Here is an 8,930-nt window from a genome sequence, read left to right as displayed (position 1 = left end):
ACAAATGGTTATCCATGCTCACGATAGCGGTTTTCATGCAGTATCGGATAACTGTTTATGATGTAAAATATAATAATATCAATATGTTGAAAGGTCTTGGTGCAGCATGTATAGGCGTAATACATTCTGTCCCACTATGAAGACTGATGTTTATAAGTTGATTGTTTAACTAATCAAAGATTACAAAATAATACTAATTAATATATTTATTAAATTCGCACTAAATTTTTTGCAATTTATTTTTATTATTCAGTTAAAGTCAACATAAGGTATTTGTAAATGCTGAATGTAGGCCAAAACTGAAAAATAACGACTACCAGCATCGATGCCTCCATTCATCATGAAAAATGATGATACAAGTGGAGCTCAGAATGAGAACATCATTATGAATACTTACACACACAAGGCAATATTACACACAGCATTTACTGGGCAAAAATTTTCTCCTGCTGATAACACTGAAATAGACAGTAATATCAGTCACATGATATCAGCGCTAGAACCGTGGTTTAAAAATGTCCCTTCTCGGTTGGCTGAATTGGCAAAAATTGCACCGAATGACATCGCAGTTTCAGATCCACATGGAATATTGACATTTGGTGAACTCAATCAGCGAATTGATAAAGCGGCACATATTTTGCGTCACCACGGCGTCAAAATGGGAAGCAATGTTGCCATTGCAGCCCAGCGAGGCATTTCATGGTTTGTCACTATGCAGGCAATTTGGCGGATAGGGGCAGTATATATCCCCTTGAACACCATGATGCCGGAAAAACGCCTGAATGATATTCTCGCCAGTCTGCCGGAAAGTATTTTGATATCTGATGATACGGTATCGGCGGGGCTTAAGGCGTCAACATTAATCCCCATGGAGGTTATCTTAAGTAACATCAACGAGATAACTGAAGAGGCTGAAGGCATCGAGATTCCTGAGCTAGGCGATCATCCTGCATATGTGATGTTTACCTCTGGCTCTACGGGGTTGCCAAAATCAGTACAAGTACAACATGACAATCTGGCTGCTTGCTTATGTAGCTTTGGCAAGCTGCTGTCAATCAGTCAGCGTGACCACATGTTGGCACTGACAACGTTCTCCTTTGATATTTCAGTCTTGGAATTGCTGCTGACCGTGGTTCATGGCGGCAGTATCTACATTACTTCAATTGATACCCAACGTGATGCAATAGCATTGTCCGAAACGTTGTCAGATCCACGGTTTACTTTTGCCCAAGCTACACCTGTTACCTGGTCAATGGCTTTGAATGCGGGCTGGAAACCGCGTCCTGAAATGGGCATGCTTTGCGGTGGGGAAGCGCTGTCACAGGATCTTGCCGATCAATTGACAGACACGGGAGGAACGTTATGGAACGTTTATGGCCCGACAGAAACAACTATCTGGTCAACTGCGTTCCGCATGAAAAAAGGCGATAAAGTTCAATTGGGCGGGCCTATTCCGGGCACCAGTATCACCATTGTGGATAAATATCTGCGCCCTGTTCCTAAAGGGACAGTGGGAGAGATTCTCATCGGTGGGCTGGGCGTGACTGCGGGTTATCGTAATAACCCGACTGAAACCGCGAAAAGATATGTTCCCGATGTGACACAAAGAGGTAAAAGGGCATATTTGACGGGGGATATGGCACGCATGCTTGACGATGGCTCTCTCATTTACATGGGCAGACAGGACGATCAGGTCAAAGTGCGTGGATATCGAATCGAGTTGGGTGAGATAGAAATTGCACTAAGAAAACAAAATGGCATACAGGATGCCATTATCCGGGTGGCTGGCAGTGGCGACTTTGCCAAAATTCAGGCATTTGTGCTGTTCAATCCAAATATGGTTGTGCCAGAGGACTGGGTGCATGCAACACAAATATCGCTCAGAGAAGTATTGCACGAAGCCTGGATACCGACTGAATATTATCGTATCCCTTATATTCCGCTGACAAGCAGTGGCAAAAGAGACAGAAAGCGGTTAGAAGAAGTTGCGGAACGATTGAATGCCAGTTATGACGTGGTACAGCCACAAACAGAAACGGAAAAACGCGTTTATGCCATCTGGCGTAATTTATTGGAGACGGACGCATTTGGAATTACTGATGATTTCTTCCAGATCGGGGGGCACTCCATCCTTGTTGCCCGTATGGTAGAAAATATTGAGAAAGCATTTTCACTGCGGATACCGATTTCCGGCATTTATGTTGAACCGACAGTTGCCAGAATCGCATCCATTTTGGATGAAATGCAAGCTGTGTATCAGGCAAATCCTGCCCAGAACATGGGAAATTATCATAGCGAAGCATTAATCCGTCAGCATGCTGAAACGCTCAAAAATGATGTTTATCTGAAAGAAAGTATTCGTCCTGATGGATTGCCCCGGGCTAACTGGTCTCAACCAGAGACGGTATTGCTGACAGGCGCGACCGGATATCTTGGCCTGCATTTACTGGAGCAATTGTTGAAACAAACTTCGGCCAGAGTCATCTGCTTATGCCGTGCATCTGATGAAAAACATGCCCGCGACAGAATCAAGGCCGGCTTCAGAAATTACCAGATTGATGTAGGTAATGGTCTTGACCGAGTGGATTTCATTATCGGTGATTTGGGGCAGCCACGTTTTGGTTTGCTACCGGAGACATGGACACAGATCGCAGAAAGTGTTGATGTTATTTATCACAACGGGGCGTTGGTTAATTTCATTTATCCCTATAGTGCACTGAAGGGGATCAATGTCGATGGTACCAGAACGGCATTGGAACTGGCCTGCACTGCGCGTTTGAAACATTTCCATTATGTTTCCTCCGTGAATGCACTGTTTGCGACAGAATCACCTCGCCCTTATCTGGAAGATGATCGTGCCATGAGTGAATCGGTGCGTGATCCTTCTGGCTATTCGGGGAGTAAATGGGTATCAGAAGGGATCATCAATATTGCTCGCAAACGGGGCGTACCAGTGAGTGTTTACCGTCCGGGCCTGATTCTTGGACACACCCGTACAGGCGCTGCACAGGGCAATGATTATCTGGTTGCATCTTTGAAAGGCTATCTGGCAATGGGTTTTTATCCTGACCATGCTCTGTTGCTTGATATTGTACCGGTAGATTATGTGGCGGCATCGTTAGTCCATATCTCCAAAAAACCAGAATCCAATGGAAAATTCTTCAACTTGTTCAACCCGGAACAAGTTTCTATCCGGCAATTTTTCGACTGGGTGAGGGAGTTCGGCTACATCCTCAACCCCGTACCGTTTAATGAGGGTAAAGAGAAGATCCTTGCGTTGGATGATACGCACCCGCTGTATCCGCTGATCCCCCTGATCAGGGATATGACGAAGAAACCTTATCGTGCTCTGGATCCAGATTATATTGATGAAATTCATCCTGAATTGGAGTTGAAAAATACGCTGTCAGGGTTAGCAGGAAGCGACATTCGCTGCCCGACAATTACGGCTGAATACGTTCATCAAGTATTACGTTATCTGATTGGCACTGGATTCTTACCGGGCATCTTGTCAGAAAGTTTCAAAAAGGAGGCTATAGCATGAAACAGACAACAGGAAATGATGCTATGAATTGGATGGTCGTCATCAATGCCAAAAAGCGGTATTCAGTCTGGCCTGCTGAGTATGATATCCCAATGGGATGGATGGCAATTGGCAGAATGGGATCAAAAGAAGAGTGCCTGAGCCACATTGCTGCAATTTGGCCAGAGCCGACAAAATAGATTACTGGCTTATTATCAATCTTTATTAATCACTGTCATGGGTATGCTTCTGCGGGAGCATGCCCATTTTTCATTTTGTTTGCGCCCTTCCATGCGCGTTTTTCGCTCGTTATTTATTTTAGATGTAGATACCCGACCGATACGTGATCACGTGGAGTTGGCAACGCACTGTTTCTATCATACGCCGCTGAAAGAGGCCTACCACACGCCATGCCATATGGAAAAAATGGGCTGGGCTGCCTATTCTATTGAATTGATCAAGCGTATTCCGGGGATTGAATTGATTAGGTGAGCTATTCGCCTCATTTTGTGAGGCAAATAGCGTTGTTATTCGCCTCACAAGATGAGTAGAATGGTTCGATAGTTGGCATCATAAGGTGAAACCTAATGTGGATATGGGAACAAGAAAATTGGCCTGATTTTAAATGGAATGAGCATGTTCTGACGCCCATCTTGCGGGAAATTCATTTTAATCAGGGATTATTGCTGGGAAGAGCGGGCGCTGAAAACACAGAACAAGCAACATTGGATAATCTTCTTGCCAGTATTCTCTATTCCTGCGAAATCGAAGGCGAAAAGCTGAATGCGGCATCAGTTCGTTCTTCATTAGCAAATCGATTAGGTATCAGTGAAACTAAGCCCTATCCAACGAGTGAACAATCTGATGGTATGGCTGAAATTGCCTTTGATGTGGTGGAAAGGTATAACGAACCATTGACGCTTGAACGCATTCTAAAATGGCATGAATTGATGTTCCCCGAAGGTTATACCTTGTTTAACCCTATCAAAGGCGGGCAGTTGAGGCATAGAGGAATGGAAGTTGTCTCTGGTAGAATAGACAAACCGATTATTCATTTTGAAGCTCCACCTGCCGAAAGATTACAAGGGGAGATGGCAAAACTTATTGCCTGGTTCAATCAATCTCGTCATGAGTTCAATCTTGATCCCATCCTGCGGGCAGCAATAATACATTTATGGTTTGTCACACTGCATCCAATGGAAGATGGTAACGGGCGTATTACCCGTTTTCTGACCGATTTAGTATTGGCGCAAGGAGAAAATCGCTCGATCCGGTTTTATGCTATGTCAGTGAGTATTTGTGAACGTCGTAAACAATATTATGAAATATTGGAACAGACACAGCGTAATGGTTTGGATATTACCGATTGGATGGTGTGGTTTCTGCAAACATTAAATGACACGCTGATTGCTAAATTGAAGCAAATTGATAATACGGTGAAAAAGACCCGATTCTGGCGTTGTATCGATCAAAGTCAGTTGAGCGGAGAACAGTTCAAAGTCCTGAACAGAATGTTGGATGGTGATTTTCAGCAAGGTATTAACAGTAGCCAATATCAGAAAGTGGCTAAAGTAAGCCGCGCAACAGCGACCCGGCATTTAAATCATCTGGTGGAACTTGGCTGTTTGGAAAAAACTGAAGCTGGTGGCCGTAGTACACGCTATATCATTCATCATATTTGAATCGATTTTAAGGAAAGTACTGGCTCACTATTTTTTACTTCACTATTTTTTACTTCACTATTTTTTACTTCACTATGATTGATGCACCTATCACTGTATATACAATGATAGGTGGTGTAATATCATACAGATAATATTATTTGGCTGCCCTGTTGGGGGGAAAATCTCACGTCAATTATTATCGCAACCACTCAATACAACCAATCCTGCCCCATTCGGTCTGCGGCCAAAATCGCGGCATAAACCTGCTCTGGTGTTACAGTAAATGGCATATTGTGAATGGTTTCCCCTTCCGCACAACTTGCTATGGCAACCTGCATGATTTTCTGATTCAGTTTTTCATTATCACGCAGACCCAATTGTTCCAGCGTGACTGGCAAACCTACCTGTACACAAAAATCGAGCACGGTTTCCAACTCTTCGTTTGGACTGTTTTCCAAGAGCAATTGTGCCAGAGTACCGAATGCCACTTTTTCTCCGTGATAGAGATGATGACACTCTTCCAACACCGTAAAGCCATTGTGGATAGCGTGAGCGGCAGCCAGACCCGCACTTTCAAAACCGATGCCGCTGAGGTAGGTATTCGCTTCAACAATATTTTCAACTGCAGGCGTGCTGACACCCGCTTCCACTGCCAGTTTTGCTTTGTAACCTTCTGCCAGCAGGGTTTCATAACACAGTTTTGCCAGGGCCAGACCTGTGGTGGATGTTGCACCGCCAGCCATAGTGGGTTTATGGGCTGCACTGTTGGCTCGTGCCTCAAAATAGGTGGCGAGCGCATCCCCCATTCCTGCCACAAACAGACGAATTGGCGCTTTGGCAATAATATTGGTGTCCATCAACACAACATTCGGGTTTTGTGGGTAGATCAGGTAGCTGTCAAACTCACCCAGTTCGGTATACAGGACGGAAAGGGCACTGGTCGGCGCATCGGTTGAAGCAAGGGTAGGAGAAATAATCACTGGCATTTTGGATTCGTGTGCAATAGCTTTGGCTGTATCAAGGGTTTTTCCACCCCCTAGCCCAACCACAGCCTGACACTGGTTACTCACTAGAATGGCTGACAGGCGCTGGATTTCACTACGGCTGCACTCACCGTTAAAAATTTCGAAGTGACTGGTGACTTCGTGTTTCTCCAGACTTTTGCTGACAGTATCCCCAATAAGACTCATCACGAAATTATCGGCAATCACGAAGACGTGGTCAGCAAGCATTTTGGTGTATTGACCAATGTGAGATAACGCACCTGGCCCCTGGATATATTTGGATGGAGACTGGATCACTTTCAGCATAAGAAATATTCCTTCTTCACTGGAAACTAGGTATAGAGTGTCACAATACTGGCATGAAGCAGGTTACAGACAGTGTCATGTCAAAATATGTGTTTACCTGCCCATCAACACTATACGGCAAAATATACAGAGGGGTTATGAGTAAAAGCAGGAAATGTGTGATTTGGTAGGAAAAACGGGAAGAGGATTGATTCAGGGTATGACGATGCGAGACTCAGTTAAGAAGAGCCTATCCCTGTAGACTCTTAATCCGGATTGTTCGGCGGCGGTGTTCACGAGAATACACTGTATTTCACGGTGATAACTGAGAGTTAATCCTTTAACTGATCATGGTTTTCTGCATACCAGGATATATAGTCATCACTTGATATTGGTGTTTCAATTCCAGATTTATCCACCTCAAAACAGGAAATAAAATCAATGATCTTTTCAGCATTTTTACGTATGTATTCTGTGCGTCTTTCCTCTGTTTTTTTAGATTCTTGCAGATCAATTATCTCATTTATTAAGAGGTTACTCATGGAACGATGAGCCCAGTCGATAAGGTAACCTTCGATAATCATGTCAATATCATCATGATGATACGAGTCAATCATTGTCGTCACAACGGATAAAACAGCATATGTCCGGCTCAGTTCCAGAAAATCATCACTATGTTTATTAACAATATCCAAATTTGTTCTTCTATTGCCGCTGACGATTATCTTTTTCAGTTTGTTTAATAAAAAATTCAGGTAATTAGTCAGAATGAAGAATAAATCATGTTGAATATCTTTATTGTTATTTTTTATGCCATTAATAAGAATCATTTCTCCCGCCTTCAGGGAAAGCACAAGATTATCGCCTTCGGCAGTAATTGCACCAAAATTAGCTATCAGATAATGGGGTATCTTGTTGATAATAAATAATCCATGAGAGCCACAGCGTTCACGGCAGTTAATTAATATTTCTTGTGTACGCCATGTGCACAGGGATTTAGCCGTGATAATTTCAATAAGCAGATCATCTGAAAATTTAAAGTTTTTGACAGTTTTGGATAGCGTTACTGAAACTTTTTCCGTCAACTCTTTTAAGTATAATGAGTGTGCGACCGTACTTAGAGTATCCCAGGCAATTCCCTCTTTAAAATGAAGATAGTTGATTACTGGCATAGCCCCTGAATAGCCGAAAGTTTGTCGTTTATGACCATAAATGCTGGTGATATGCAGAGCGGATTTCGCTGCTGCAACAGAGCTTATGGCCATGCATAATTTTCCGGTATGTATTCGGTTTGTGATTAACGCAAACCGTTCTTTTAATGTTTTAGTATGCAATGATACCTGACCATTTCGGTGCAATGTGATCATGTTGCCGGCAAGAAGCCCTTCAAAAGAAACTTCAACGTTATTAAATGAAGTGATTGCGTTATCAAGATAAAATCCTGGTTTATCGCCGAGTGTAGTGATTTTAACACCAGTAGTTAATTTGCCATTGACTGACAGAGGGAATACAAATGGGAAAATGCCGTATCTTTTCCCTGATACATTGAGTTGGGCAAAAACGACCGCCACTTTAGGTAATTCACACGATATGGTGTTGGGCATGAATTTATATGAACCGGGACTGGGTGAATTAAGTATGAATACACCTTTTTCTGGAAGGTAATCGGCCTGAGTTTCGATCGCTACCAGATTATGACCGTGAGCCAGTTCAGTGGCCAGATATACGCCAATAGCATGACCTGAACAAAGTTTTTGGTATAGATCTTCTATGTATGGTGTTTGTGCCCCTAAATTGGTGATAGTTCCTGTGGTCAGATTAAAATGAATTGATAGCATAGAAACTACAGCCCCATCGTGGGGGGCAACTAATTCATGAAGTGCAGCCAGTTCATTAAATGAAGTTAAATTGATATTATTTTTCTTAATATAGTTAAGTAACGCTATAAATTTCTTTACTGATGATTGGTAATCATTGCAGGTGGTTTTAAGTATATCTGAAATATTATCCGAAGATTCTGGATTACTTATTCTAAAATAATGTTTTAATTTTAATACTGAGTTACATAATGGTTGATTCATATGACCATAACCTTATTCTTGGATAATAAAATGTATATGATCCATCCGCACGTTAAATGGATACAGAAAAACATATCTTTTTTCTTAAGCCATTGGGGAGATAATGAGAAAAATGATATTAAGGATAAAAACCAACATGTGTTAACTGCGCATTGTGATGCCAAAGGAAAAATGTGGAGTAATCTACGGCTGTTTCGACGTGGAGAAGGTTTTGCCTATATTGAACGTCATTCCGTATTGGACACGCAATTAACTGAATTGAAAAAGTATGCTGTTTTTTCCAAAGTGACTTTTGCCAAAGATGACGAAAGTGTCCTGCTCGGTGTTGCGGGAACAGGAAGCCGGAAAGCATTGGCAACCTTCTTCCCTGATC

General features: G+C 42.6%; 5 protein-coding genes and 2 pseudogenes. 5 read left to right on the top strand and 2 right to left on the bottom strand.

Annotated features, from left to right (window positions below; all coding sequences use genetic code 11):
- Positions 1-385 precede the first annotated feature (385 nt).
- The 4 genes and pseudogenes from AB204_RS19860 (at position 386) to AB204_RS19845 (ending at position 5,205) form a co-directional block, all read left to right on the top strand.
- Positions 386-3,544 carry a thioester reductase domain-containing protein gene (locus AB204_RS19860; protein WP_235428153.1) on the top strand — a complete coding sequence of 1,053 codons (3,159 nt, stop codon included), beginning with the start codon at positions 386-388 and terminating at the stop codon, positions 3,542-3,544.
- A complete protein-coding gene (locus AB204_RS19855) occupies positions 3,541-3,723 on the top strand; it encodes an MbtH family NRPS accessory protein (protein WP_047965119.1) in 183 nt (60 codons plus the stop codon). The genes AB204_RS19860 and AB204_RS19855 overlap by 4 nt, the downstream gene beginning before the upstream one ends.
- A 115-nt stretch (positions 3,724-3,838) precedes the next feature.
- Positions 3,839-4,009, top strand: a pseudogene (gene glpC / locus AB204_RS19850) (anaerobic glycerol-3-phosphate dehydrogenase subunit GlpC); the annotation flags it as partial.
- 101 nt (positions 4,010-4,110) lie between these two features.
- The gene (locus AB204_RS19845) at positions 4,111-5,205 is read left to right on the top strand and encodes a Fic family protein (RefSeq protein WP_047965117.1); all 1,095 of its coding nucleotides are present in this window, start codon (positions 4,111-4,113) and stop codon (positions 5,203-5,205) included.
- A 191-nt stretch (positions 5,206-5,396) separates the two neighbouring features.
- On the opposite strand, the gene AB204_RS19840 is transcribed toward AB204_RS19845, so the two are convergent.
- Both AB204_RS19840 and AB204_RS19835 read right to left on the bottom strand, forming a co-directional pair.
- Positions 5,397-6,497, bottom strand: coding sequence for a glycerol dehydrogenase (locus tag AB204_RS19840; protein WP_047965116.1), 1,101 nt, complete (start codon positions 6,495-6,497; stop codon positions 5,397-5,399).
- 311 nt (positions 6,498-6,808) lie between these two features.
- Positions 6,809-8,557, bottom strand: a complete 1,749-nt coding sequence (locus AB204_RS19835; protein WP_047965115.1) for an acyl-CoA dehydrogenase family protein — start codon at positions 8,555-8,557, stop codon at positions 6,809-6,811.
- Here AB204_RS19835 and AB204_RS24070 point away from each other — a divergent pair.
- Positions 8,558-8,930: pseudogene (locus AB204_RS24070) on the top strand (hypothetical protein); the annotation flags it as partial.

Origin of the sequence: Xenorhabdus khoisanae, from assembly GCF_001037465.1 — a bacterium.
Taxonomy (GTDB): domain Bacteria; phylum Pseudomonadota; class Gammaproteobacteria; order Enterobacterales; family Enterobacteriaceae; genus Xenorhabdus; species Xenorhabdus khoisanae.
The sequence above is the reverse complement of the archived record's forward strand: the minus strand, read 5'-3'. Positions and strand labels throughout refer to the sequence as shown.